We start from the raw sequence: 24,081 nt of genomic DNA, 5'->3' as shown, positions 1-24,081 counted from the left end.
CCTTTGTCGCGGTCGTTATGCCCCGAAACCCATATTATATACGGAAATCAATGGACCGGCACCCGATTGAGGAAATTATTCATCAATACGGGTAGGGAGATCAGGATCGGGGGATCATCAAGCCGGGGAAGATGAAGCGTGACCTGCTGGTGAGGAACCGGGGAGTATGGCTTAACCCGTATCGGCTCTCTCGATCGGGTCCGCAGCGTGGTCTGTGGAAGCAGCACGTCCATCGCCTGCATCCCCCACGCTACCGATGTAGCCATCAAATAATAAGTACCCGGCTTAACGCCCGTCAAACAGAACGTTCCAAGCGAGGACAGCAGCGTACCGTATAAAGGGAGCCCTTCGGGTATCGGCTTGGCGAACAGCCCCAGCAGGATGAAGCCTTCGAATGGAACCTCCGCTTCGATGGTCCCTTCTATCCGGGCATGTGAATGCAAGGCAGGCTGCAAGGAGCGCCAGTCGTCGAGCTTCTTCAAGGTAGTCAGGTATGTATCCGTCTGCTGGGCCGAATGGCGGAATTGCGAAGGCGTCATCCCTACCCGCTCGGTAAATCGGGACGTAAACGTCCCCAGACTTTGCTGCCCGATCTCCAGACTGATATCGCGTATGCTCAGATTCGTGCGCAGCAGCAAATCCTTGGCCTTCTGAAGCCGGAGGGAGGATACGTAATAAAGCGGAGGAAGGCCGACCCTTTCTTTGAAAATGCGCGTGAAATGGTACGGACTGTAGCCTGCAAAATCGGCCAATCGGGAGAGCAGAAGCGGCTCAGAGATACTTTCATGGATATAGGAAATCACTCCGTCTATTTCTGAATACCGATCGTTTGTCATGCCTGTACCTTCTTTCCGGATCTTTGTGGATGGAACAGAACAAAAGTTCGTATTTATTTTACCACATTTTTCTTTATCCGGATACGGTAATTTTCGAATCAGGAACGAAGCCATCCACGCCGGATCATCCAGGCGCTTATCCCGTATAGCAGGGCGCTCGTATAAAATAAAGCGTCGATCGTAAGCCAGTCCATCAAATATCCGCCAAGGATGACAGCGAACCCGGAAGCCGCAGAGGTCCAAAATTGATGTGCGCCTATCGCTCCCCCGCGTGCGCCTTTTTCCGTGATATCGGCGAGCAGCAGCCGCTCACTCATTTTTTGCATGGCGCTGCAGGCGCCCATGGCGACCTGAAGAACCAGCACCCAGATAAAGGATTGCACCCATGGAAAAGCTAACATGACCAGCATCATACCGAGCGATCCGGTTAGCAACAGCCGCTGGCCATACCGGTCCAGACGGCCGCCAAGCCAGCTTGAGACCGCAGCGGAGCTGATGGTGAACACCGCGAAGGCCAAGCCGTATTTGGAGTAGCTGTTGCCCAGGTTTTTCAGAAACAGCAGGTAGTACGGATACACCATGCCTGCGGCCAGCGTAGCTATGCTTTGGGACTGGATCAGCCATTTCAGCTTCATCGGCTACTCTCCCTTGTATTGGTCATAGAAGTCATTCATAAACAGACGCCCAGGGTCCAGCAGCTCCTTCTGCAAGAAAAACTCGCGATGTCTTGGATAGACGATCTGGAACTGCTCTTTGCCGGGATAGGCGGCATAGGGCAAGTAGTACGACCCGCGATGCCGGATCACGCTGTCGATGATCCGCCCGACGCCTTTACGGAACCTGAGCTGTCCATCGTCGGAGAGCGGCGCATGGAATAAGCAGACCAGAGCAAACATATCCTCCTTGGCATACGAAAGCACCGCCTCCTCATCCCGGTTCACGTAACGGACCGTAATGTTCAATAGATTCAGCTTCTCCTCCTGCGCCACCGTCCGGAGGCTTTTCACGAAGCTGGGAAACTGATCCAGAGGAATGAAATATTCCTGAAGCAGGTCATTTTTCCCCGGGGCGTGGTAGACCATAAATGCCGACTCCGAGCGCATCGCATTATTACGGCTGATGATCTCGCCCTGCTGCGTGGCAAAGTACTTCTCCTGCCAGGTCCAGAACAGGTTTTTTCCCCAGTCGGAGGCACGATTCAGCTGAAAGGCCAGCTTGGTCGGAATGACCCAGGCCTCGCGAGTCGATAGGCTCCGTTGTTCCTGAAGGGGAATGGTAGAGTCGACCCTATAATTAATGGCATACATATCGGTCAGGAAATGGTCCGGAGCCACAGAAATACGGGACATATGCATATGAATATCCGGGTCAGACTGAACCTCTTGCCTGAAATACTGGGGATAATCCTCCACTTTGATCTGCTGCATGCCCGTCCTGTATACCTCGTCGTCCGTAAGTGTCAAGGTCACATCCAGAATGATGCCGAACAAGCCGTATCCGCCTAGAACCAAAGGAAACCACACCGCATTCTCTTCCCGACTCACCTGCTTGATCTCGCCCTCCGCCGTCAGCAGCCGGAACGACTCGACGCTTTTGATCAGCGATCCGTTGCGGATATCCCGGCCATGGGCATTGACGCTGATGGAGCCGCCTACGGTAAAAATATTTTGGGATTGCATGGTTTTAACGGACAGCCCGTAAGGGTTTATATGGTCCTGAATATCCTTCCAGGTAGCTCCAGCCTGTACGCGTATCGTTTTCCCCGCCGGGTCGAAGGACAGAATTCGCTTAAAAGAGGTCATGTCCAGAACGATGCCGTCCTTGTAATACGTATGTCCTCCCTGGCTGTGCCTCTGCCCCGCGATCGATACCGTCAGCTTCCGTTCCCGAGCCTCTTTCAACAAGCCGATCAACTGCTCCTCCTCCCGCCCCGCAACCACCTTCTCCACCTTGACCGGGTGCAGACGGCTGTAGTCGGTAATGAGGAACGGATCTTGATCGGGCGTATCGTATCGAACATATTGCCATATGCAGACGGCTGCCAATAGCAGGAGCGCAAGCGATTTTTTCATGGCTGTCGGTCCTTCCGCAAAATAGGGCTTCTCCAGAGCCGGTTATTAGCTCCATTTTACCCCCGGACGGCTGGGCGACGTAGTACTAACTTTATGTAGTACCGGGGTTCCGACTGCCAAGAAACCAAACAACCCTCCGCGCGCAGAGTGCGCACGGAGGGTTGCCAGGATGATCTCGATGAAGAAATATTCCGCTTACAGGTTGTTTCCAGCCCGAAGCTTCAGCAGGTTCCAGATGACCTGCGCACTCTCAGCCCGGGTCGCAGGCCCTGACGGGTCGAATACCCCGTCACCCTTGCCCTGTACCAGACCAAGCCCGGCTGCGGTGCTCACATAAGGCTTAGCCCACTCGCCGATCAGCTGCCCATCGGCAAAAGGAGCCTCTCCCCCCGCAGACAATGGCGCTTCGCCTTCCGTCAGCAGTCCGTAAACGCGGACCATCATGACGGCCATCTCCTCCCTCGTGATCCGCTCTTCAGGAGCGAAGCTGGTTGAGGAGCGGCCGCCTGCTATGCCCAGCCTGACCGCTTCGCTAACGGCAGGCGCGTACCACTTGTCACCGGCCACATCGTCAAACGCGGCCGTCTGTCCCTGCTCTCGTGCGATGGCGGAGGTATCGCCTAGCGAACGAACGAGCATCGCCGCGAATTCCGCCCGGCTAACCGTCCGCTCCGGAGCGAATCGGAGCTCCTCATCGCCGCTGACGATATGCTTCGCCGCCAGCTCCTTGATCGTACGGGACGCCCAGTGGGCAGCCGTCACATCCTCGAAGCGCTTGTCGAACTCCAGCGCCGCATAAGTACCGAAGCGGCTCACGCCCGCTGTCAGCTTGCTCTGGCCTCCCGAGCCGCCCAGGTATTCGAGCTCGCCCCTGTCGCCCAGGAGGTAGATGCCGACAAGCGGCCCGTCGCTGCCCTTGGCGATGTCGAAGGTGAGAAGCGCCGGCTCCTTGAAGCTCTCCAGCTTCACGGTGCGGCCATCCCCGGCTACAGCTTCGATAGTGAAGCGGTACAGCGGCCCTGCCGCCTTCAGTCCCGCAGCTGCCTTGTCTGAGCTTTGCGCCAGAAGCGACGCGGTGCGGCTCTTGTCGACCTGCTCCACGCGGATAGCGATATGCGCATCCGCTGCTTGGTCAGCTGTCAGCAGTTTGCCGGCAGCCTGGAGTACCGAAGCGGGAAGCTGAATGGCAACGCCCGCTCCCTTGATCTCAAGCGAGGCTGCGCCTACAAGGTCTCCCGCATCGTACGGAAGCCGCAGAGCGGTATGCCCCGCTGGAAGCTCCAGCGTTACCTTGCCTCCGCTGGCAGTCGTCAGCTCCGCTTCGCTGACGACTTTCGTTTTCCCGCCAGGCGCAGAGCCTGTGCCTCCTGCTGCCGGGCTCCCGCCTGAGCCGGCGCTCTCGCTGCTATTGCCGCCGTCTCCACTACTGCCCGAGTCGTTCCCTCCCCCGCTACCCGGATCGGTCGGGTCTGTGCCCCCTCCGCCTTCGGGATCGGTCGGATGCGAAGTCCCGCCGGACGTGCGAGTAATGGTCATCAGCACGGTCTTCGTCGCCTGGCTCTTGCGTCCCTTATCCGTATACCACGGCTGGCTTAGCGTTTCCGCTGTCGGTTCGATATGGAGCTCGAACGCATTGGGCCCCGGCTTCAGCGGCAATCCCGCAAGCTCGACACGGCCGTAAGCGTCCATAGCCCCCGGCGGCAGCGGCTGTCCGTTGATCGTAAAAGCAACGCCGTAAGGAACGTCGGCTTTGAGGGTGAAGCTCTCGTCCTCCGTCGAGAAGCTGATATCTTCGCCGTAAGAAATGCGTGGCATCGACACGATCAGCGGCATATCGACCCAGCGCAGCACGTAGTCGTCGACAATCATCTTGTTGCCGCCCTGGTTTGCAATCGTAAGCTGCATGTTCGTGTCCGTCGAGCTGTACGCCCAGTTGCCGAGGTCCGTCGTGTCGTTCGACTGCCTGCTGTGGCTCGTAAGAGCCTCCGTGTCCCAGGAGCCCCGCGTATATTTGTAATCGATCGACTTGCCGGCCATCATCTTGAAGGAATACTCGACCACATTGCGGTCGGTCGCTCCGCTCGGTACGCTGAGCTTCGTGCCGCTCGAATTCCAGCCGTTCAGGCTGCCTGCGATATAAATATCATCGCTGGTCGGCGTGTAGGGCGGGATATGCAGGCGAAGCGTTACATCCACCATCACCAATCTCGGCGTCACCGCCTGCTCGGCCGAGAAAGCTCGGTTGTAAGCCTGGTCGAATGCGGCAACCCGGTACACATAGGTCGTGTCGTTGCTGACCGCATAATCGATATAGCTAACCGCCGTTTTATCCAGCGTCGCTATTTTGCGGAACGTCGTCTCGCTTCCCGCCTTGCGATAAATGTCGTAGCCTGCGGCCGTGTCGTCCGATGGCGTCCAGTTCACATGCGCCCGGTTCGATTCGACTGTAAACGCGGCAAGCACAGGGGCTGCCGGCGGCGTCGTGTCATCCGGATCGGCATATACCTCGAAGGTCACAGTCGGCGAAACCGTGAAGCGCTCGCCCTGGTCGGTCGAAGCCTTCGCATAGTAATGGTACACCCCGGCCTCCGTCGGCTCGAAGGCCGCCTCATATACTTTGGACCGCCCGCTGTCCGACTGATAGCGCAGCTTCGTATCCTGCGCGTCGGCAGGATCGGTCCCTTCCTTGTAGTAAGCCAGTCGGGCCAGCAGTCCCGGCGCTTCCTTGCCCGCATAAACGGGATTATCCGTAAGCCCGTATACGCTGATGCCTACCGTGATCGGTCCGGTCGTCCGACCGATACCGGCATACACCGCAGCCGTCACCGCTGAAGGGGCTCCGACTCCATTCACGTGATAGGCCGGTGTCGCCGAAGCCGTGTCGCTCAGCAGACTCTCCCCGCTGCCGATCGCAGCCGTTACCGCATAGTAGTACTTCGTCCCGTTGACCACGGACGTATCCGTGAAGCTGACGCCGGCCGTCGTACCGGCCAATATCACCGGACCGCCCTCGATCGCCGCCCGGTACACCTGGTACTGCTCGGCGCCTGCGACGGGCTGCCAGGACAGCTCCACGCTGCCGTCGAGGCCCTGCGCGCTCAGCCCCTTAACCCGATCCACGGTCTGAAGCTCGCCTGTCGATACCAGCATCAGACCCGTCTGGGCCGGCACGGTCAAGCTCGCCTTGCCGCCGGCAACCGCTGCCTGCGCCTCGCCGTGCAGCCGATCGCTCAGCAACAGTCCGTTTGGCAGGAAGCCTGCGACATCGGCCTCTATCGTCTGTGCCGTCTTGCTGCGGTTGATGACGAGCAGCGCCCCCTTCTTCTCGTTCTTGCGGGCATAAGCGATCGTATCTCCCTTGGCATAAGCCAGCTTCAGCTCGCCTGTGCGGAACACCGGCTCGCTGTGGCGGATCTCCGCGGCTTTCCGGTATGTGTCGAACAGCTCCTGGTAGACGCCCTCTGCAGTATAAGCGCCGCCGCCCAGCTCCTTAACCCGCTCCCAAGGGAAAGCGCGCCGCGAGTCCGGGTCCTTCGTTCCGGTCATTCCGACCTCATCGCCGTAATAGATGGTCGGCGCACCCGGGTAGCCCAGTTGAAAAATGGCTGTGAGCGCTTGCTGCCTTAGCGCGTTGGCGCTGGCCTCCGGCGCCTTGATCAAATGCTCCTCTTCCCATTCCGGGTGATCGTACTTCGTAATGGACCGGGTCGTATCATGCGAGCCGACCAGGTTCATCATCGCTTGCCAGGCCTCCGCCGGGTAATCCTCGCGGATCGATTCCAGCGCCTGATGGAAAGTTTCGGCATTGCCCGATTCCATGAAGCTCTGCAGCGCTCCGCGGAACCGGTAGTTCATGACCGAGTCGAACTGGTCGCCGAGCAGATATCGGGTGGCGACGCCCCACTCCTCGCCGATCAGCACAGGGTCCGGGATGCTCGCTCCGTTAGCATTGCTCCGGCCTGCCGCCGACTTGACCGCCTCGCGGAATTTCTGCCAGGTACCGCCGGATACGTCCGGCGCCACGTCCAGCCTCCAACCGCTCGAGCCCATCCACAGCCAGCGCTGCGAGCCAACCTCCTGCATCAACAACTGCGCCTCGCCGTCCGGCTTCCCGGACAGATCGTGGCCGATCACCTGATCGCGGTAATGGATGCTGTTCCACTCATGCTGGCCCGGAAGCGCAAGCGTATCGGCCGGCAAATATTCCGTAGGCTCCGTCTGAGGCTCCTTGGCGTCCATGACCGGCAGCGAGTCGTAGCCCCACCAGGCATCGTACTTGTAATGAAGACCGTCATCGTCGCGGTTCTTCACCTTCTGCTTTTCCACCGTAAACCAGGTCACGTAACGGAAATCCTCCGGCCAGCTGTAGTTGCGACCTGTCAGCGGATTGAGCTGGCTGGTGAAGAAGTCCCGCACAGCCACCTCGGCCTCCGCTCTCGACTGGCCGGTGGCATCCATCCGGTCATACACCTTTTCCCAGTACTCGTAGGCCCCGATCTCCGGGTATTTCCCATAGCGGTCGAAATAAATCGAGTCATCGCCGACATGATTGAATACGCCGTCATTGATGAGATGAATCCCCGCTTCGCGCGCCGCCTCGGCAAATGCCTGGAATACCCGATCGGACGCCTCCCGCGTCTTCGCATAGTCAAGCCCTGAAGTCGGATCGCCCGGGCTCAAGTACACCGGCTCGCCGAACATCGGATCGAGATGCTTGTAATCCGTCGCATCGTACTTGTGATTGGAAGCCGCCCACGCTACCGGATTCAGATACACGGCCGTAACGCCAAGCGCCTTCAGATACCCCAACTTCTGCTGGATGCCCTGGATATCCCCTCCATAAAATTCATTCGTCCACGCTCCGTCGGATTTCTCCCCCGGATAATAGGGCGCATTCTCCGGCTTCAGGCGGTCCGGATTTTCCGGTATGGCGTTCCAATCGCCCCATACCTGCGAAGCCGCCGGATCATCGTCCACGCCTCCGTCAAAGTACTGGAGCTTCTGGCCGTTCTTGACCGTCGCATAGTCCGGGCTGTTGGCACCGCGCGAGCCGTCCAGCAGCTTTGCCCGGTTATTGGCCTTGTTGCCGTCGAAGAAGCGGTCCGGGAAAATTTGATAAACCACCGCGTGCTTGATCCAATCCGGCGTCTTGAAGTCCGGATCGTAGACGGTCAGATCATAGGGAACCGCTCCTTCGCCGCTAACGATACCGGTGCCGCCGCGGTTGCCGTCGTCACCGTACTCCACCTTGGTCGGGCCGTCAACGAGCGTAAAGCTGTAGCCCCATATGCCGATCTTGCCCGCGAACGTACTTGATGGAATCGTCACTTCAAAGTAGTCCCGATCCTCGACGCTCGTTACCCGGCGCATCGGATACGAGGCCGATAATCCGTCCGGCGCCTTCAGTTCGGCCTTGGCCGTCTGAACGTCATCCTTCTTGGCGGCTATCCTCAGCGTCACCTCCTGCCGGCCGGCAGCAATAGCGCCAAACGGCTTCTTATAAGTAACCGAACGGCTGTCGAAGAACAGGCCGCTCCTGTCAATCTCCCCGTCGTAGGAGCCGTCCCTGGCGATATAATTATGCTTCAGCACTCTTGAAGCGGCGGCATAATCGATAGTGAACGTGACATCCGCGGGGTCCAGCGTCACCAGCTTGAGATTTTGGCCGCCCTCTGCCCCATAGTCGTTTTGGTTCCAGTCGCTGCCGAATACGACCTTAGCCTCGTACGAGCCTGCCGGGAAAGTCCGCTGCAGCTTGTAGACTGTATTATTAAAGTAATAATCGATGAAAAACTGCCGGGCTTCTCCCGGCGACCATTCCGCTTCCCCCCACAATGGCTGCAAGCTGCCGACAAGCCGCGGACGCTGCGAGCTGTCCAGCGCGGGCGTATAGGACGCCAGACCCCGGACGTTCGGCAGCGAGATTCGTGCTTCTCCCAGCTCTTCATTGATATAGAAACGGACTAAGGTCGGTGCGTCCAGCTCGAAGCTGAAATTATTGCCGTTGTCGCTGAAGCCGTCCCATGTGCCGCTGCGGACTAGCTTGAATTCATGTCGTCCCGCTGGAAGCAGCTGATCGTATTCATAAAAATCGCCGACCAGATGCTTCATTCGAGTGTCGGCCGAATCATTGGACCAGCCCTGGAAGCTGCCGGCGACTACCCATCTGGTCTTCCCGCCCGGCTGTTCGGTCTCTGCCGCATCGGCTCCGTTAGCCTCGGCGGCCGCCCATGCCGAAACAGGGCTAACCGACATACCGATCAGCAGCTGCGCGAGCAGAAGGATGCTGGTAAGGATGGCCAAAGCCTTCCGGCCCGTATGGCTTCGATGAAGTGACATAGCTCGTGTTTCCCTCCTATGACTCATATTGATATCCCGCATAGCAGCCGATATACGCTGAAAGCTCGAGCTGGAGGTGTCTTGATGCATAGCGCAGCGATAGAGGTCACTATACATATACAAGCGCTTACAAAGTGTCGTGCAAACGATTGCATAATGTTCTGCAAGGGATATATGTTGTCATCATAGCAAGGGTTTCGCCAGACGAACAGCGGAGGAAATTGACCATCTGGGAGGAAAATATTGACTTATCGCGCGCAGCAGCGGAACCATGTTGCTCCCCCCACAGGGATGCAAGCACGGATCATGAGCTGTATGGGCGGGATTACCCGATATGGAGCTATGGAGCTGATCTTACGTCCTTACGTGTACCTTATTCAGGGGCCGTTAGACGGCTGAATTCGTTATCCATCGGCCCCTTGCCTATACCTATACCATCCTTTGGAGGCCGCTGCTTGACACAAGCCCGGGGGTCGGATTCACGCGGAGCCTGAGCACTACCCCAAAGGCAGCCAGCTCAGCACCCGCTGAATCGCCGCGTCCCAATAGGCCCAGTTATGATCGCCCTGGCTCTCCTCGTACCTATAATCCAGCCCGAGCTTCTGCGCCGCTTCCTTGAATCTCTGGTTGTCGGCGTACAGAAAATCCTCCGTGCCGCAGCACTGGTACAGCTTCGGCTTCGGTCCCGCGGCCGACTCCAGTCCGCCCAGCAGATGGAATAAATCCCGCGAGCTGCCTTCGATCCCTTCAGCTGGGCCGAACATCGCAGCCGCTTCCGCAGGGTTCAGCCACTCCCGTGCCAGCCTGGCCGCATCCAGCGCACCGGATAGGCTTGCCGCGGCGCTGAAGCGCTCCGGATACGTCAAGCCGAGTCTCATCGCCCCATAGCCGCCCATCGACAATCCGGCGACAAACGTCTTCTCCCTTTCCGCCGCCAGCGGGAAGAAGCTTCTCGCCAGCTCCGGCAGCTCTTCGCTTATGAAGGTCCAGTAGGCCAATCCATGGGCCATGTCCTGATAAAAGCTCCGGTTCGCATTCGGCATGACTACAGCGAGGCCGAGAGACGATGCGTAGCGCTCAATAGACGTGCGCCGCAGCCATATCGTATGATCGTCGGATAGCCCGTGCAGCAGGAACAGCACCGGGTGCTTGTCTGCGCCGCTTTTGCCGGCCATGCCGATCTGACTGCGGGTTTGCTGCGGCAAAATGACATTCATGGATGTGGACATGCCGAGAGCTTCGGAGAAGAAATGGCATTCCATTAACGCCATAGAAATCGGCCCCTTTATACAAGAAAATGAGGAGCGGAACATTCCCCGCCCCTCTCAGTATAAGTCGGCTTGCAGTCGGTTGCCAAGCGGAGCCGCATTCAGAAGTCGGAGCGCCGCCGCTAAAGTACAGCTTGAGGTTGTCGATTCATTGTGAGTAACTGAGTTGAAACGTTCTGCTTTCGTTAACGGACCCTAGAGTCTCTATATGCAGCATTTTCGCGATATTGAAAATCTAACGGACTCAGATGACGCTATTTGGTGCATTTCCGCCCATTCTATGCGGTTTTGACGTAAGTAAGGTCGTCTGTGTCCGTTACAATTTGAACAGGCCCCATTTTTGTGAAATAGCGACTGTGGTGTCCGTTACGTTCAGCCTTTACTTAACTGCGCTGCCGTCCACAATGAATCGACAGCCTCAGCTTAGCAGTCTGACACGGAAGCGGAGGCTGTTCGGATCGCGCCCTTTCCGTCCGCGCCGCTCGCGTAAGCCCGCTTCTTGACCGCAGGTCCTCGGCTTGTACCTGGCGCTTACTCCATGCGCCCTCGCCTTATTCGGCAGAGGCCGGCCTCCCCCTTTCAACGCCTGCCCGTCGTAGCCCGTCGATAGACCGAACGCCGGGCACGGGGTTTGCGTGCCTTCTGCGGGACGCCGTCCGCATCGCTTAACCGTATCGGCCGGCTGCTTGAAGGACCTGCAGAGGCCGCTTTCTGCCGCACCTCGGCGACCATCTGTGCAATCTGCTTCAGGACTGGCGACATCTGCTCGGCTGTCTGACAGAGCGAATGCATCTTATCGATCGTATCCCGCAGCTCGTCGAGGCCTTCATTCACATGCCGGATCACACCGGGAAGCCTGCTCAGCATCATCGCTCACCCTTTCCTCTGCGGATTTATAGACTAATATAGGGTATGCGGCATCAGCCCGCTTGGTTTAGGCGTTTGTCCCGGGTGCGCGCAATGACGTCAGCATCAGCTTGACGATGTGGTCGGCAGCCGTACGCGGCTCATGGGCCGGCTCGGTTAACAGCCCCTGATGAACACTTAGCTTCTTGAACGATAAAGCGGCTCCCATCACGAACATTAGGGTGTGATCCAGCGAGTCGAACTGGAAGGAGCCTTCCGCACGCCCTTTCTCCAACAGCTCGCGCACCTTTCTCCACACCGGTTCTATAAAAGCAAGCACGATAGCGGTACGAGGAGAGCTTAGCTCAAGCTCCTGCTTCACTATTTTGCTAAGCTCGGGGTCCTCTAGACCGAACAAGATGATCTCCCTGATGAGCAGCGTCAGCCCTCCAACCGGCGCCTGGAGTTCTTCCTCAAACTCCGACATCCGTTTGCCGGGGAAAAATTGGTCAAATATCGCGCGCAGCAGGTTCTCCTTGCCGCCAAAATAATAGGAGATCAGGGCCACGTTCGCCCCCGCCTCCTCGCAGATCTGCCTGACGCTTGTCCCGTCGTAGCCCTGCCGGGCAAATAGTTTTTTGGCCGCATACAAGATGCGCAGCCTCATGTCCGTATCCCCTGTAGACATCCTGCATTCCCCTCATCGTTGATTCTATTCATTCTATTATGGGATGTGTCTTGTCTTTAGGCAAGTTAAGGGCATGCGGAAGCCCGGCTTCACAGAGGCGGCATTCGCGAAGCCGGGCGATCGGGGTGCCGCTCAGCCGGCCGGCAGCGGACCGCCCGCAGGTGCCGCAGCAGAGCCCGGCTGGACCGCTTCCTTGCGCAGTCCCGTCGCAGCCAAGCCGACTGCGGCGCAAACGACCAGAATGATCGCCAGTGACAGCGCATCCCCCATCACGCTCGGACCGCCGAAGAGCAGATTCATACCGCCGTCTACCGCATAAGTCGCCGGCAGATACTGGCTCAGGCCATGATAGAAGCTACCCAGCAGCTCACGCGGCACCATAGCGCCCGAAGATACCAGCTGAAGCGACAGCATGGCGATATTAAGCAGCATGCCTGCCATGCCGAAGACGATCAGGAACATCTGAGAGAAGAACATGAAGGTGAGCAGGAACAAAGCCTGGTACAGCCAGACACTGACAAAGCCGCCAGCGTGCTGTCCTCCCAATGCGACCACCAGAGACGTCCCTATCAACGCTATCACGACAGAAGAGCAAATATTGATCAGCACACGGGCGCCGAACTTGCTCCATCTGGAGATGCCCGATCCCAGCATCCCGGTCGCCTGCTGGAGGTTCATGCCCATGATCATGGAGCCTACATAGGAAGCCAGTACCAGCATCATCGGCACCATCTGGTTATTCATCCCCTGGACCGGGTTGGTGTAAGAGATCGTCGACTTCACTTTATCGGTGATCCCCTGGGCGATAGCCTGCGCCTGAGGAGCGGGCATATTCGCCTGCTTCAAAACAACCTCCGTCCCTTGAAGCGCCGCCTCCCTGCCAACGGAAGACGTGATGCCGGACGCCACGCTCTGCATCATGTTCTTGATCATCACCGGATTCGATTCATTGATCGTATAGCGGAGTTCTGCCTGCTCGCCTTGGCTCTGCAGCCGTTTAGAGAAATCAGCCGGCACGTGCAGCACCATCTGCACCTCGCGCTCCTCCAGCTTCGTCTGCGCCTCCTCCAGGCCGATCCCGGTTATCATCCGGAAAGGCAGGGAAGCAGCGAGCTGCTCCCCCAGCTTCTGCCCGGCACCTTGCTCGTCGCTGACAACCGCAATCGCCAAGTTGCCTGTATTGTCAGCAACTCCGCTATAGCCAGTCATCCAGATCAGACTGAAAATGATTTGAAACATCATGGCCGTTAAGATTCCGATCTTCGTAGCCGACTGTTTGAAATAAGCTTGAAAAGCAAGCAGCATGAATGATTCTCTCCCCTATATGTAAGATCTGCTTAACTTAAACATTCGTTTAAATTAAACGTTTGTTTGAATTATAGCCCGGATTTCTATCTTTTGTCAATCCAATGGGGAGGTCAACTTCTCAAGTCCAACGGCAAGAAAATACTTTCATTAACGAAAAAAAGTCCAGAAATGTATAGAAACCTTTCTCTTGCGACTTGAAAACACCTTCAAACATGGATTGCATGCGACATGAAAATACTCTCAATATTAACAGTCCTCGGATAAATTTTAGTTCTAGTTCAATTGAGGACAAAAAGGGCAGCCGTTCGGATTGGACGGCTGTCCTGATTCACGTTATAGTCCCTTTTAATTGCTTTGTTTTGCTTCTACCTTATGTCGAGGCAATAATTATTATTTCGATGAATCTGTGTATTCCTTCAACCACTCATGTATTTCTTCCTTAAGTTCTCTGTATCCGGTTAGATGGTTCTGATCAATCTCCGGGAATAACTGGATGAAAACAATTGGCAGTTCCTCTTTTTTTATCGGCGCTTCTCGATCCCGCGAATAAACGCAAAGCACGCTACTGACAACCGGTCGTCGGCGGCTTGCAGTGGTGTGTTCTCCGCGGTAAAAAATTTGGGCGTATCTTAACATCTGTGAAGAAACATTGCTTGTATAATTTTCATTATGTAATGATTTATATCGGCGGTGTTTGGCATCCATGGCGAGAGTAGACAGAAACACGGGTTGTTCTTCTTTTTTGTACATATCAATGCGGATATCGGGTTGAATCAGCCGTGATGAAAAAAACATATCCCCAGAGGCAATAGCGTCTTCTTTGATGTAGACATGTTTGTCATACCATACATGCAAAATAGTTCCATCATCCTCAAGTTCTATGCAATGGCCCGATGCCATATCTCGCAAACTCTCCGCATCGCAGGAAGGTCGAACCGAAAAACCGCATTTGCGCAAGATATCAATGACTTGGAAATAGACAAATTGTTCGTATATTTTCCATGTCGGCTTTAAGATAGGAACCACATGATTGCTCTTACTGCCTCCGATCAGTGAAATGCTACTTTCTTCATAGAGCTCGGTTAGCTTCCTGTAATTTTGATCCTTCAAATGCGGTTTGCGACGAGCTCTTGTGACCATGGATAGCTCAGTGGAGGAAAGCAGATATCCAAAACGACCAACGAGGTTTTTAACGAGTTGATTCCAACGGGTCAGGATGTTGTACTGACGTTCCGCTTTTTTTATGTCAGCCTCAATCCGATACATGATCGATCTCATCGAGTCTCTAGATTCCTGAGAAAGTTCACGATCACTCCACCAATTCCGTTTTCTTTCCTCGTTTGAACGCCGTTCCTCTTCCTTGGAGCGGATGAGTAACTGAAGCTGCTTACAGTCCTCATCGATATCTTTTTCTATATGAGCAAGATCTTGTTTCCAAAAGTACAGAACATGTTTGATCCACTGATTTGCCGGGATATCGCAGGTGAGAGTTTTTTTCTTGTTTAAGCAGAATGACTCCCCCCGCAATGCTTTCCAGCGTAGGCTCTTATTATCGATCCTTCCTTCAAAAGGACCTTCTTGGTAGTCTGTTTTGACCTCGCTGATTAAATTTCGTTGGAGCGCGTAAAGAGCAGCGTCGATATGGTCCTTTTCATTCATCAGCCGTAGCATGTAATCGTAATACGATTTTGAGTCCAAAAATTCATGTTCATTGCTGGTTGACCTGATTGTATAGATCAGATCATAGCAAATACCCTCAACTTCCTGCTCCAAAAGTAGATGCATGTATTGAACTTGACTGGTAGATAAATGGATCGGCGTTACAAAGATAGCAGAGCAATAGATCGCATCATTATAATGAACTTCAAAAAAATAGACCCCCAGTCGCCAAGGGAAAATTTGATTTCGCTCATAGTTAAAAATGTACTCTATACATCCTTGGCTAGCGATGGGGATGTTAATCTCAATTTGCTTTCCTTCTTCATCATACGTGCCAGTTTGGATGACAAGTCTAGCCTTGTCATCCTTTTCAAAACCATCTTTGGTAAACAACCGGGCACCAATTTGGATCCCCTCCTTGATGCTCACCAGATGATCAATCGACTTTGGAGAAACCGCACCACGGCTCCAGAACTCATCTACCTTCTGTGTGTTAGTGGGTGTAGCATCCGTATAAAATTCGACCTCAAAAGGGATTGAATCAGCACTATAACGCATACCCGTTCCTCGTTATCTCCTTGGCTTTTTGCTTTAAGAAATTGATGGATGATTTAAATTCTTCTTCACCATCGCCTTCTTCCATTAGCAAGCGAGCGATAAGTCCAGGCTGATATTTATTGCTGTCTAGCTCATACGTGCCGACCAACTCCTGGATTTGTTCCCGATGACCACGGATTTTTGTGAGTATGCGCTGCTTAATTTGGTAATCGAGACCCGTTTGTCTTGTAACGAATGGATTTCCTTCACTCACTTCTGGAATATTCGAAAGATACATACCGATTCCTTTAGCGATTCGGAAACTTACTCCGGTCTGACTGTCGTACTCCTTCATCAACTCATGGAGCCGATCCAAGAGAGAGATTTCATGTTCCTCAAGGGAAGCAGGTTTGGACACCCAGTCTTCACGGTAGATTTTGCGGTTTACTTTTGTTTGTTTATCAAAATCCTTCTTCTCAGTTTCTTTCTCCAATGAAGCGCCAAAACCAAGCTTTTCTAGAAAAATTACGTTCATCCGATCAAGCATACGGTTGGAGAAATCTTTTGTCGTTTCATCAAAATTCGCCGTCCCCACAAACAGGATGTTATCATGAATCGGAATAACACGATTCTGATTTTTATTGTGGCAAATCGCATCTTTACTAAAAAGTTGCAATTCTCTCTGATCTTTAGGCATCTCGAGCAAGGATACAAACGGAGAAAAATAATGCTCCACCTGACCCAAGTTCATCTCATCAAAAAGGACCATGTGTAGTTCGTTTTTATGTAGGCTTGCTCGCTCTAAAAAAGAAACCAGGCCTGTTTCGCTTTCCATATATAATCCCATTTGATGATTGTGATACCCAAGGATATCTGATGGTTCCGTGTAAGCTGGTGAAATTGGCACAATGAGCAGGTTTTCGTCTTTCTTCAGCCCGAGCGCTTTTGCATAGAGAAGTACTAGCTGAGTTTTTCCTGTACCGCTCATGCCTCCAAGCACCGCCATATTGCCTGTTTTGAGCGCTGTATGAAAGTTGACGAGTGCTTCCTCTTCCTGATAAATGAGTTCTTCTTCTTCAGCAAAGAATTTAAGCCGAGAAATGAAGTCAGATTCACTAAGCGTCTCAGGCACTTTTGGCTTATCTTCCTTTTTGGGGGCTGTCGCAGGCGCATCCACATGAACAATTGATTTTCCTTGATGATGGAATTTATCACGCAAAAGGCTAGCATATTGATCAGACAAGAACCCTAGTTCCCGGTACGCACACTTCATATGATCCCAAAAATCTTGAAGGTCGCTAAGTGGCAACTTTTTTATTAGATGCGGTTTTCTAGCGTAATACAAATTGATGTTATTTCCGGTCTCCAAAATATCCTGCTCTGGAATAAAGTATAGGTGACCATCACATAAGATAAATTCTGGAACCTCCATATAGCTTGGATACTCAGGCAGTTGAACCGGCGATTTATCAAGCAAGGATCTTTCAAACCTCGCTGCAGGTACGCCCTTTTTAACTTGCGGTACCGCGACATAATAGTTATTCTCCGCGGTATCATCCGAAACCAGGACAATTTCAAAATTGTAATGATAGCGGTGACCCGTGTTATCATTTCGCACCGACAGCTTGGGTTTGAATAATATCAGCTTTCCTTCCAGATGCTCACGCAGGTAATGTACTTTGTCGGTTTGGTCATAGTATTTAATACTCTGCAGATACCGGTAATTTCGGTCATCAAAAGATACATAACAATCTTTTTGTTGCTTCTCCAGAGTATTTTTCAAAAGCTTTGGCTCGTCACTTACTGCCTGCAAATAAAACACGATTACATCATTTCGATGGCTTTTGGTAACTGATTTTCGATCAACCCCAAGAGCTGGGATATGATCAGGGTCAGATTCATCGGCTAGGCGTCCTAAAATGTAACAGCTATTGATCTCTCGTTTTGTTTTTTCGTCTATTAAGGTCATTAGTTATAAACCTCCGTATCATCACTTTGAATCACATGCAAGTAGCGTTTAAGTAATTCCAGGTAGTCGTTATATTCCTCATAGAAAAAGCCGTTTTCGTCTAGAAACTGTTTCAACTGTATCCATTCCCTTGTACTTCGAAATGATTGTCGATCAATGAACCAAATCTTTGATTGTAAGTTATGTATGTTACCGTTTTGCTTTTCTTTTAAAAGGAAATTTTTAGAGAAAATATTTTTATTGAAAACTTGTTTTATTCTCGGGTCCGGCTTATCTGTAATAATCATAGCCTCACTTGATTGAGGTACCAGTTCCTCAAATAGCTCCTTAACTAGTTCCGCGTTTTCTCTTGCTTTCCGTTGCTCTCCCAGTTCTTTGTTAAGTGCATACTCACGTTGTACATCCTCTTCCCCCGCGTCTGTTAACCTTTTAATTTCCACTGTCAATATTTCTATTTGCTCATTTAATTTCTTATTTTCGTCTATTTGTTCATCGAGCTCTTTGGTTAGTTTTGTCACTTGCTGCGCTGCGGCAGCTCCTTCGTCCTGAACATTTGTATATTCACTTTCATATACTTTCTCTCGCTCAATTACGTACAGGTTGTAAGCAACTGACCGTAACGGTTCGTAGTCGTCTATTACTGCGACAATTCCCATAAATCGATCAATTGAAGTTAGACCAGAGATATACATCAAGCGCTCGCGTTCCGTTTGTTTTGCTGCAAGTGTAGTTTTAATCTGTTCCCATCGCGGGGTCGCCCCGATATACTCAATGAATTGAAGGTATTCATCAAATTGGGTTAATTTTACGTCCTTATTCAGATCCTGAATGATGCGTTTGATGTAATCATCGTCATTTATTTTTGAAATGCCGTAAAACAATCCTTGGTTATTGATGACGTTTTGACGAATTATTTCTACTGTACCGGCGTATTTGTCGGGAAACCACTCACGAATCAAAGCTAGTTTTTGATAGGGTCGAATATTAACCGAAAAATCAAGTTCATCTACAGTGCTTTCAAAACTTAAATTTTTCCATTGAGGTTGGATCAAATTGTTCATCTCCTCAACGATTTCAGAAAAAAAGGTATCTAAGAGTATTTTACCTCTCTTATTTTTCTTGGCCCCAATGCCATTTTTCAGTGCTTGTGTGACTACAGATCTCAGTTGTTCTTCGGGTCTACTGGATAGCTTATCACTTCGAAATCCAGGTACGGACAAATTAAACAGGTTGCATATCTGCAGCAAATCCTGCTTGGATAATAGCCGCGGCAACCACTCGCTCTCATGCATATATACGCCTCCAGTCTATCCTACAATTCTATCATTTTCGTATACAGCGGACAACGAGAATATAGTTCTAATAACACACCTTTGAACATATAAAACCACTATTTTTTGATGTAATACATGAACAATGCACTATTGAAACCCAATAAAGAAACTTAATGTTTCAATTTTAAAAGACCAAAGCAGGTCTTGACTATCATACAAGAAAATACTCTAAAAAAGTTATGGTGAATCACCCCACTTTTTCTTTATGAATCCGAACAAATATAGAAAATCTTTCCCAATTAATAACTATCAGCACTAAAAGTATGGTTTCAAAAAACTGCGACAGCGCAATTAGCTAACAGGTTTCCCCTTGTCTCTTGCAAAAGTAAGTAGGTACTAATCCCTAAAGGAGCTGACTCCGCTTGCTTTCTTAATATCGATAAGTTGCTGCACCTAATATGTATTTCAAACCTGAACTATGTCATTGCCCCCATTGTGAAATAAAACCACGACGGTCTCATACAGCTTAGCACGAAATAATATCTACACTATACGCGTCATTGATCTACGGAGTTAGTCGATTGTGCTGTCATAGATTATTTAGCCACGAAAAAAACCCTTATGGTAGCAGGTTTTATTATTTAACCTATCTAGCCGTCAGGGGAGAATATCAGTTATACGCCAGCCTCGTGTTGCTGTTTATTTACTATCGTATCCGTACTATTGCGGCCAACCCTACCTCTTCACTTCCACCTTGGCAAGCTTCTCATAATAGCGCACCAAGCCTCCGTGGTCGCAGTCGCCGAGACCGTCGGCCTTAAGCGCCAGCATCATTTCCAAGACGCTAGTAGTGAGCGGAAGCGGTACGCCTACCTCCTGAGACGTCTCCAGCACATTATCAAGATCCTTAATATGCAGATTAATGCGGAAGCCCGGATCGAACTTGCGGTCCATCACAAGCGGTGCTTTCGCGTCGAGCACCGTGCTGCCCGCCAGCCCGCCGCGAATGGCCTGATAGACCAGCTCCGGCTGTACGCCCGCCTTGCTCGCCAGCACGAGCGCCTCGGACATGGCTGCGATGTTGAGCGCCACGATAATTTGGTTGGCCAGCTTCGTCACATTGCCCGCGCCGATATCCCCTGTCCGGACAACGGACGAGGCCATCGCCTTCATGACGTCATAGCAGCGGTCGAATACATCCTGCTTGCCTCCGACCATCACGGAGAGCGTGCCCTCGATCGCCTTCGGCTCGCCGCCGCTTACCGGGGCGTCCAGCATATCGATTCCCTTCTCCGCCAGCTGCCGGGCGATTGCCTGACTCGTCAGCGGCGCGATCGAGCTCATATCGATGACCACAGAGCCGGGCTTTGCCCCTTCGATGACCCCATCCGCGCCAAGCACAACCTCTTGGACCTGAGGCGAATTCGGAAGCATCGTAATGACCACATCCGATAGCTCAGCCACCGCTTTCGGCGTCGCTGCAACGGCTGCGCCAGCCTTTTCCAGCTCGGCCGCACTCTTATTTCTTTCGAGAACCACCAGCTCATAGCCGGCCTTCAGCAAGTTTTGGCTCATGGGCTTTCCCATAATGCCCAATCCGATAAACCCTACTTTCATGTCAGGCTCTCCTCCCTGTTCTATCCTCGATTACGATCCGGTTCCATGCTTCAGGTGACCGGCGCTGGGTTAAACAAGCACAGATCGTTGTGCAAGCCCCACCGGTCGGCCCACGTTGTCTTCTTCCCGCTCGCCACCTCAAGGATCGTATGGAAAATGGTCCAGCCCACCTCTTCGATGGTTTCTTCGCCGGTAGCTATCGTCCCTGCGTTGATGTCAATCAAGTCGTGCCACTGCTCCATCAAGGCGCTGCGTGTAGCCACTTTAATAACCGGCACGACGGCCAGCCCATACGGGGTCCCCCGGCCCGTCGTGAACACCTGCATGTTGACGCCGGAGGCTAGCTGCAGGGTGCCGCATACGAAGTCGCTGGCAGGCGTAGCTGCATAGAGCAATCCCTTTTGCTTCGCTTTCTCACCCGGAGACAGCACGCCGGCGATTGAGCTTGTGCCTGATTTCACAATCGAACCGAGAGCCTTCTCCACAATATTCGCCAGCCCGCCTTTTTTGTTGCCTGGCGTCGGGTTCGCGCTGCGGTCCGCTTGTCCCCGCTGAAGGTAATTATCGTACCAAGCCATCTCACGCAGCAAATCCCGGCCGACCTCTTCACTCACCACCCGCGGCGTCAACAGATGAACGGCGTCCCGCACCTCGGTAACCTCTGAGAACATGACCGTCGCACCGGCGCGCACCAATAAATCTGCTGCATAACCGACGGCAGGATTGGCCGTTACGCCGGAGAAGGCGTCGCTCCCCCCGCACTGCAGCCCGACGACCAGGTCCGAAGCCGGGCATGTGACACGCTGTCTCCGGTTCAAGGAAGCCAGCCGCTCCTCGGCTTGACTCATCACCGACTCTAGCATGCTGCGAAAGCCGTGATGATCCTGCAGCGTGATCAGCCTGCCTGTATCGCCGTCCGGTAGCAATCGCTCCGGCGCAAGCTTCTCGCAGCCAAGCCCGACGACCAGCACCTCGCCGCCAAAATTCGGGTTAACGGCGATATTCTGTATCGTCCGGATCGGGATGATGGCATCCGGCGCCTGGATGGCGACGCCGCAGCCGTAGTTATGGGTCAAGGCCACGACATCCTCCACGTTGGGGTATTTCGGCAGCAGCTGCTCCTTGATCTGCTTAACCGCGAATTCCAGCACGCCGGCCACGCATTGAACGCTCGTGGTGATGCCGAGTATGTTCTTCGTCCCGACGCTGCCGTCCTTATTCCGGTAGCCCTCGAAGGTATAGCCTTCGAGCGGGGGCAGCGGCTTCGGCACCGCGCTCGCGAGTGGCAGCTCCTCTAGTCTAGGCGGCGTCGGCAAAGTAACGAGCGACTCCTCTACCCAGCTGCCCCTGGCTATCGGTGCTGCCGCGCAGCCGATGATCTCGCCGTAACGGATGATCGGGTCCTCCTGGCGGAGATCCCTCAGCGCAACCTTATGTCCTTGCGGGATGCGCTCGACCAGTTCAAGCCCGCAAGGGAACACCGTCCCCTTCGGCAGCCCTCCGGTATTGACAATAATCGCAACGTTGTCCTTCTCGTTTACCTTAATGTACAGTGGCGTCTCATTCTCCATTCGTTCTGCAGCCGGCATAGCAACCCCGCCTTTTTTATGATTTGAGGGCACCCATCTGGTGCAAAATGTCGCGAAGCTTCTCGCGGTTGACCTCGGAGCACGCCGTATTCGGCAGAATAGAGGCTCCTACTTCTACGCCGACCATATTCATCGCTTCCTTCGTGATGACAGGGAAGCTCGCAAGATTGAAGGCCATTCTCAGCGGCGCAAGCTTGAACTGAGCTTCCAGCGAACCCGGCAGGTCGCCTTTCAAGAAGCGCTCGTAGATGTCCACCACTAGCGAAGGGACGATATTGGCCGTCGAAGCGACGCAGCCGACAGCTCCGTAAACTAGAGATCCCAGAATCATCACATCTCGCCCCGCCATGACGCGGAAGCCGCTGTCACGCGTTCGCCGGATATACTCGGCGGTCAACGTCAGGTCGCCGCTGCTGTCCTTCATCCCCACGATGTTCGGAACCGCAGCCAATCGCTCGATCAGCGAAAGCGATATATTGTTGCCGACCCGGTCCGGATTATTGTAGATTAGCAGCGGAAGCGGCGTCGCTTCGGCAACGGTAACAAAATGCCGGTAAAGCTCGTCTTCCGACGGAGTCAGAAACATCGGCGGGAGGATCGTAAGCGCCTGCGCCCCCAGCCGCTCTCCCATCCGCGCCAGCTTCACGCACTCCTTCGTCGTAATCGCTCCTATGCCCATATATACCGGCACACGTCCGCCGGCCTGGTCCAGCGTAATCGTAACCGCCCGTTCCTGCTGCTCATGATCCAGCCCGTAAAATTCCCCGTTGCTGCCAAGCGACAACAGCCCATGCACTCCTCCGGCCAGCACGTGCTCGACCACTCGCCGAAGCGCTTGCTCCTCCACGTTCTCCTGCTCATCCACCGGGGTGACAATCGGCGGTATGACCCCGCGAATCCAGCTTGTGTCCATATGTGCGCATCCTCCTCATAATACGAACCTCGTACCCCAAACCTCGTCAAAGCAGCTTGACTTCGTTATAGCACATCAGCAGCGGCGCCACGCCATGTCCGTTATTCTCTACGACCTGCTCCTGCTGCAGATAGTATTCCACGCTTCCGTCCCTCATCTGGCCGTTCTCCGGCTTCGTCCCGAGGCCCGCGCTTCGGCAAATGCCTCCAAGCAGTACCTCGCCCGCCTCATCACGCACATACCTGCTGATCGTCCCATCGAGGGCCTGCTTCCCAAGGGCGCTGTATTCCTCGGGCAAATAACCTAATCGCGCCCCCTTCAACATCGCAAAGGCAAGCATCAGCGTACCGCTCGATTCCAGATAGTTGCTCGGATGCTCCGCCCGGTCGACGAGCTGATACCACATTCCGCCTGGATGACGATGCGGCAGCATCCCTTCGAGAAGCTCCTTCAAGACGATCTTCATCGGCTGCGTATCGGCAGGCTCGCCGTCCAGCAGCTCCAGCACATCGACGAGCGCCATAGCAAACCACCCTACCGCGCGCGACCATACATTCGGGGATTGACCCGTCGCTGGATCGCACCAGAACATCTCCCGGCTTTCATCGTAGGCATGACGGTACAATCGGGTCTTATCGTCAAAGATATGCCGGCGGACGTTCGCAAACTGACCCAGCGTATCAGAATAATCCGCCCGGCCAGAGAAGCTCTTGATATAGCGGACGTAGAAGGGCTGCCCCATGTACAGGCCGTCCAGCCACACCTGATTCGGGTAGTTTTGCTTATGCCAGAAGGAGCCTGACTTTGTTCGCGGATACCTGTCCAGCTGCTGGTACAGCAGGTCGAGCACCCGGCGATATTTGGGGTCCCTCTCCCGCTCATAAAGCGGAAACAGCAGCGAAGCCATTCGAATCTGATCGATATTGTAGTAACCAAGATTCAGCTGGGCGATCTCGCCCCTCTCGTCGTACAAACCATCGATAAAGTCCTTGACGAACCGGTAATCTTCCTCGTTTCCTGTAAGCTGATAGCTGTCCATATAGGACTTCAGGATACAACCTTCAATATAATGCCACCGGTGCGTATACCATTTGGTCGTTCCCCTGTACTGCTCCCTCAGCTTCTCCACCAGCTTATAAGACATTGGCGTGACCCCCTATCTTTCG

Annotated in this window: 16 protein-coding genes; 1 reads left to right on the top strand and 15 read right to left on the bottom strand. The window is 53.6% G+C overall.

Annotation, left to right across the window (positions count from 1 at the left end; all coding sequences use genetic code 11):
• Positions 1–47: 47 nt before the first annotated feature.
• From GSF01_RS14540 to GSF01_RS14525, 4 genes are all read right to left on the bottom strand, one after another.
• Positions 48–836, bottom strand: a complete 789-nt coding sequence (locus GSF01_RS14540) for a helix-turn-helix transcriptional regulator (protein WP_159885198.1) — start codon at positions 834–836, stop codon at positions 48–50.
• Positions 837–934: 98 nt separating this feature from the next.
• Positions 935–1,471: an MFS transporter gene (locus GSF01_RS14535; RefSeq protein WP_159885196.1), complete on the bottom strand. Its 537-nt coding sequence runs from the start codon at positions 1,469–1,471 to the stop codon at positions 935–937.
• A gap of 3 nt (positions 1,472–1,474) precedes the next feature.
• Positions 1,475–2,908, bottom strand: coding sequence for an FAD-binding oxidoreductase (locus GSF01_RS14530; RefSeq protein WP_159885194.1), 1,434 nt, complete (start codon positions 2,906–2,908; stop codon positions 1,475–1,477).
• 195 nt (positions 2,909–3,103) lie between these two features.
• Positions 3,104–9,247, bottom strand: a complete 6,144-nt coding sequence (locus GSF01_RS14525; RefSeq protein ID WP_159885192.1) for an alpha-amylase family glycosyl hydrolase — start codon at positions 9,245–9,247, stop codon at positions 3,104–3,106.
• Positions 9,248–9,490: 243 nt separating this feature from the next.
• Between GSF01_RS14525 and GSF01_RS14520 the strand changes: the two genes are divergently transcribed.
• Positions 9,491–9,646 (top strand): hypothetical protein, encoded by a 156-nt coding sequence (locus GSF01_RS14520; protein WP_159885190.1) that lies wholly within the window; start codon positions 9,491–9,493, stop codon positions 9,644–9,646.
• A gap of 98 nt (positions 9,647–9,744) precedes the next feature.
• On the opposite strand, the gene GSF01_RS14515 is transcribed toward GSF01_RS14520, so the two are convergent.
• The 11 genes from GSF01_RS14515 to GSF01_RS14465 form a co-directional block, all read right to left on the bottom strand.
• Positions 9,745–10,518 (bottom strand): alpha/beta hydrolase, encoded by a 774-nt coding sequence (locus tag GSF01_RS14515; protein WP_159885188.1) that lies wholly within the window; start codon positions 10,516–10,518, stop codon positions 9,745–9,747.
• A 576-nt stretch (positions 10,519–11,094) separates the two neighbouring features.
• A complete protein-coding gene (locus GSF01_RS14510; RefSeq protein ID WP_159885186.1) occupies positions 11,095–11,385 on the bottom strand; it encodes a hypothetical protein in 291 nt (96 codons plus the stop codon).
• 64 nt (positions 11,386–11,449) lie between these two features.
• Positions 11,450–12,049: a TetR family transcriptional regulator gene (locus GSF01_RS14505; RefSeq protein WP_159885184.1), complete on the bottom strand. Its 600-nt coding sequence runs from the start codon at positions 12,047–12,049 to the stop codon at positions 11,450–11,452.
• A 132-nt stretch (positions 12,050–12,181) separates the two neighbouring features.
• On the bottom strand, positions 12,182–13,354 hold the full coding sequence (locus tag GSF01_RS14500) for a YhgE/Pip domain-containing protein (RefSeq protein WP_159885182.1): 1,173 nt from the start codon (positions 13,352–13,354) through the stop codon (positions 12,182–12,184).
• Positions 13,355–13,747: 393 nt separating this feature from the next.
• Positions 13,748–15,574 carry a hypothetical protein gene (locus tag GSF01_RS14495; protein WP_159885180.1) on the bottom strand — a complete coding sequence of 609 codons (1,827 nt, stop codon included), beginning with the start codon at positions 15,572–15,574 and terminating at the stop codon, positions 13,748–13,750.
• Complete coding sequence (locus GSF01_RS14490; RefSeq protein ID WP_159885178.1) at positions 15,564–17,522, bottom strand: AAA family ATPase; 1,959 nt, start codon at positions 17,520–17,522, stop codon at positions 15,564–15,566. Before GSF01_RS14490 ends, GSF01_RS14495 begins: the two co-directional genes overlap by 11 nt.
• Positions 17,522–18,814 carry a hypothetical protein gene (locus tag GSF01_RS14485; RefSeq protein WP_159885176.1) on the bottom strand — a complete coding sequence of 431 codons (1,293 nt, stop codon included), beginning with the start codon at positions 18,812–18,814 and terminating at the stop codon, positions 17,522–17,524. Before GSF01_RS14485 ends, GSF01_RS14490 begins: the two co-directional genes overlap by 1 nt.
• A 717-nt stretch (positions 18,815–19,531) precedes the next feature.
• The gene (gene garR / locus GSF01_RS14480; RefSeq protein WP_159885174.1) at positions 19,532–20,413 is read right to left on the bottom strand and encodes a 2-hydroxy-3-oxopropionate reductase; all 882 of its coding nucleotides are present in this window, start codon (positions 20,411–20,413) and stop codon (positions 19,532–19,534) included.
• 50 nt (positions 20,414–20,463) lie between these two features.
• Entirely contained in the window at positions 20,464–21,984 is a 1,521-nt protein-coding gene (gene garD / locus GSF01_RS14475; RefSeq protein ID WP_159885268.1) for a galactarate dehydratase, read from the bottom strand.
• A 34-nt stretch (positions 21,985–22,018) separates the two neighbouring features.
• The gene (locus GSF01_RS14470; RefSeq protein ID WP_159885172.1) at positions 22,019–22,915 is read right to left on the bottom strand and encodes a dihydrodipicolinate synthase family protein; all 897 of its coding nucleotides are present in this window, start codon (positions 22,913–22,915) and stop codon (positions 22,019–22,021) included.
• Positions 22,916–22,961: 46 nt separating this feature from the next.
• Positions 22,962–24,059, bottom strand: a complete 1,098-nt coding sequence (locus GSF01_RS14465) for a glycoside hydrolase family 88/105 protein (protein ID WP_159885170.1) — start codon at positions 24,057–24,059, stop codon at positions 22,962–22,964.
• Positions 24,060–24,081 lie beyond the last annotated feature (22 nt).

The sequence above is a fragment of the Paenibacillus puerhi genome, assembly GCF_009846885.1.
Lineage (GTDB): Bacteria > Bacillota > Bacilli > Paenibacillales > NBRC-103111 > Paenibacillus_G > Paenibacillus_G puerhi.
This window is presented reverse-complemented; position numbering and strand designations above follow the sequence as displayed.

What these genes read in the sequence shown, in the direction of transcription:
- GSF01_RS14535 (WP_159885196.1), bottom strand. Translation starts at nt 1,471, where the DNA reads ATGAAGCTGAAATGGCTGATCCAGTCCCAAAGCATAGCTACGCTGGCC.
- GSF01_RS14490 (WP_159885178.1), bottom strand. Translation starts at nt 17,522, where the DNA reads ATGACCTTAATAGACGAAAAAACAAAACGAGAGATCAATAGCTGTTAC.
- garD (WP_159885268.1), bottom strand. Translation starts at nt 21,984, where the DNA reads ATGGAGAATGAGACGCCACTGTACATTAAGGTAAACGAGAAGGACAAC.
- GSF01_RS14500 (WP_159885182.1), bottom strand. Translation starts at nt 13,354, where the DNA reads ATGCTGCTTGCTTTTCAAGCTTATTTCAAACAGTCGGCTACGAAGATC.
- GSF01_RS14530 (WP_159885194.1), bottom strand. Translation starts at nt 2,908, where the DNA reads ATGAAAAAATCGCTTGCGCTCCTGCTATTGGCAGCCGTCTGCATATGG.
- GSF01_RS14525 (WP_159885192.1), bottom strand. Translation starts at nt 9,247, where the DNA reads ATGTCACTTCATCGAAGCCATACGGGCCGGAAGGCTTTGGCCATCCTT.
- GSF01_RS14510 (WP_159885186.1), bottom strand. Translation starts at nt 11,385, where the DNA reads ATGATGCTGAGCAGGCTTCCCGGTGTGATCCGGCATGTGAATGAAGGC.
- GSF01_RS14470 (WP_159885172.1), bottom strand. Translation starts at nt 22,915, where the DNA reads ATGGACACAAGCTGGATTCGCGGGGTCATACCGCCGATTGTCACCCCG.
- GSF01_RS14465 (WP_159885170.1), bottom strand. Translation starts at nt 24,059, where the DNA reads ATGTCTTATAAGCTGGTGGAGAAGCTGAGGGAGCAGTACAGGGGAACG.
- garR (WP_159885174.1), bottom strand. Translation starts at nt 20,413, where the DNA reads ATGAAAGTAGGGTTTATCGGATTGGGCATTATGGGAAAGCCCATGAGC.
- GSF01_RS14540 (WP_159885198.1), bottom strand. Translation starts at nt 836, where the DNA reads ATGACAAACGATCGGTATTCAGAAATAGACGGAGTGATTTCCTATATC.
- GSF01_RS14495 (WP_159885180.1), bottom strand. Translation starts at nt 15,574, where the DNA reads ATGCGTTATAGTGCTGATTCAATCCCTTTTGAGGTCGAATTTTATACG.
- GSF01_RS14485 (WP_159885176.1), bottom strand. Translation starts at nt 18,814, where the DNA reads ATGCATGAGAGCGAGTGGTTGCCGCGGCTATTATCCAAGCAGGATTTG.
- GSF01_RS14505 (WP_159885184.1), bottom strand. Translation starts at nt 12,049, where the DNA reads ATGTCTACAGGGGATACGGACATGAGGCTGCGCATCTTGTATGCGGCC.
- GSF01_RS14515 (WP_159885188.1), bottom strand. Translation starts at nt 10,518, where the DNA reads ATGGCGTTAATGGAATGCCATTTCTTCTCCGAAGCTCTCGGCATGTCC.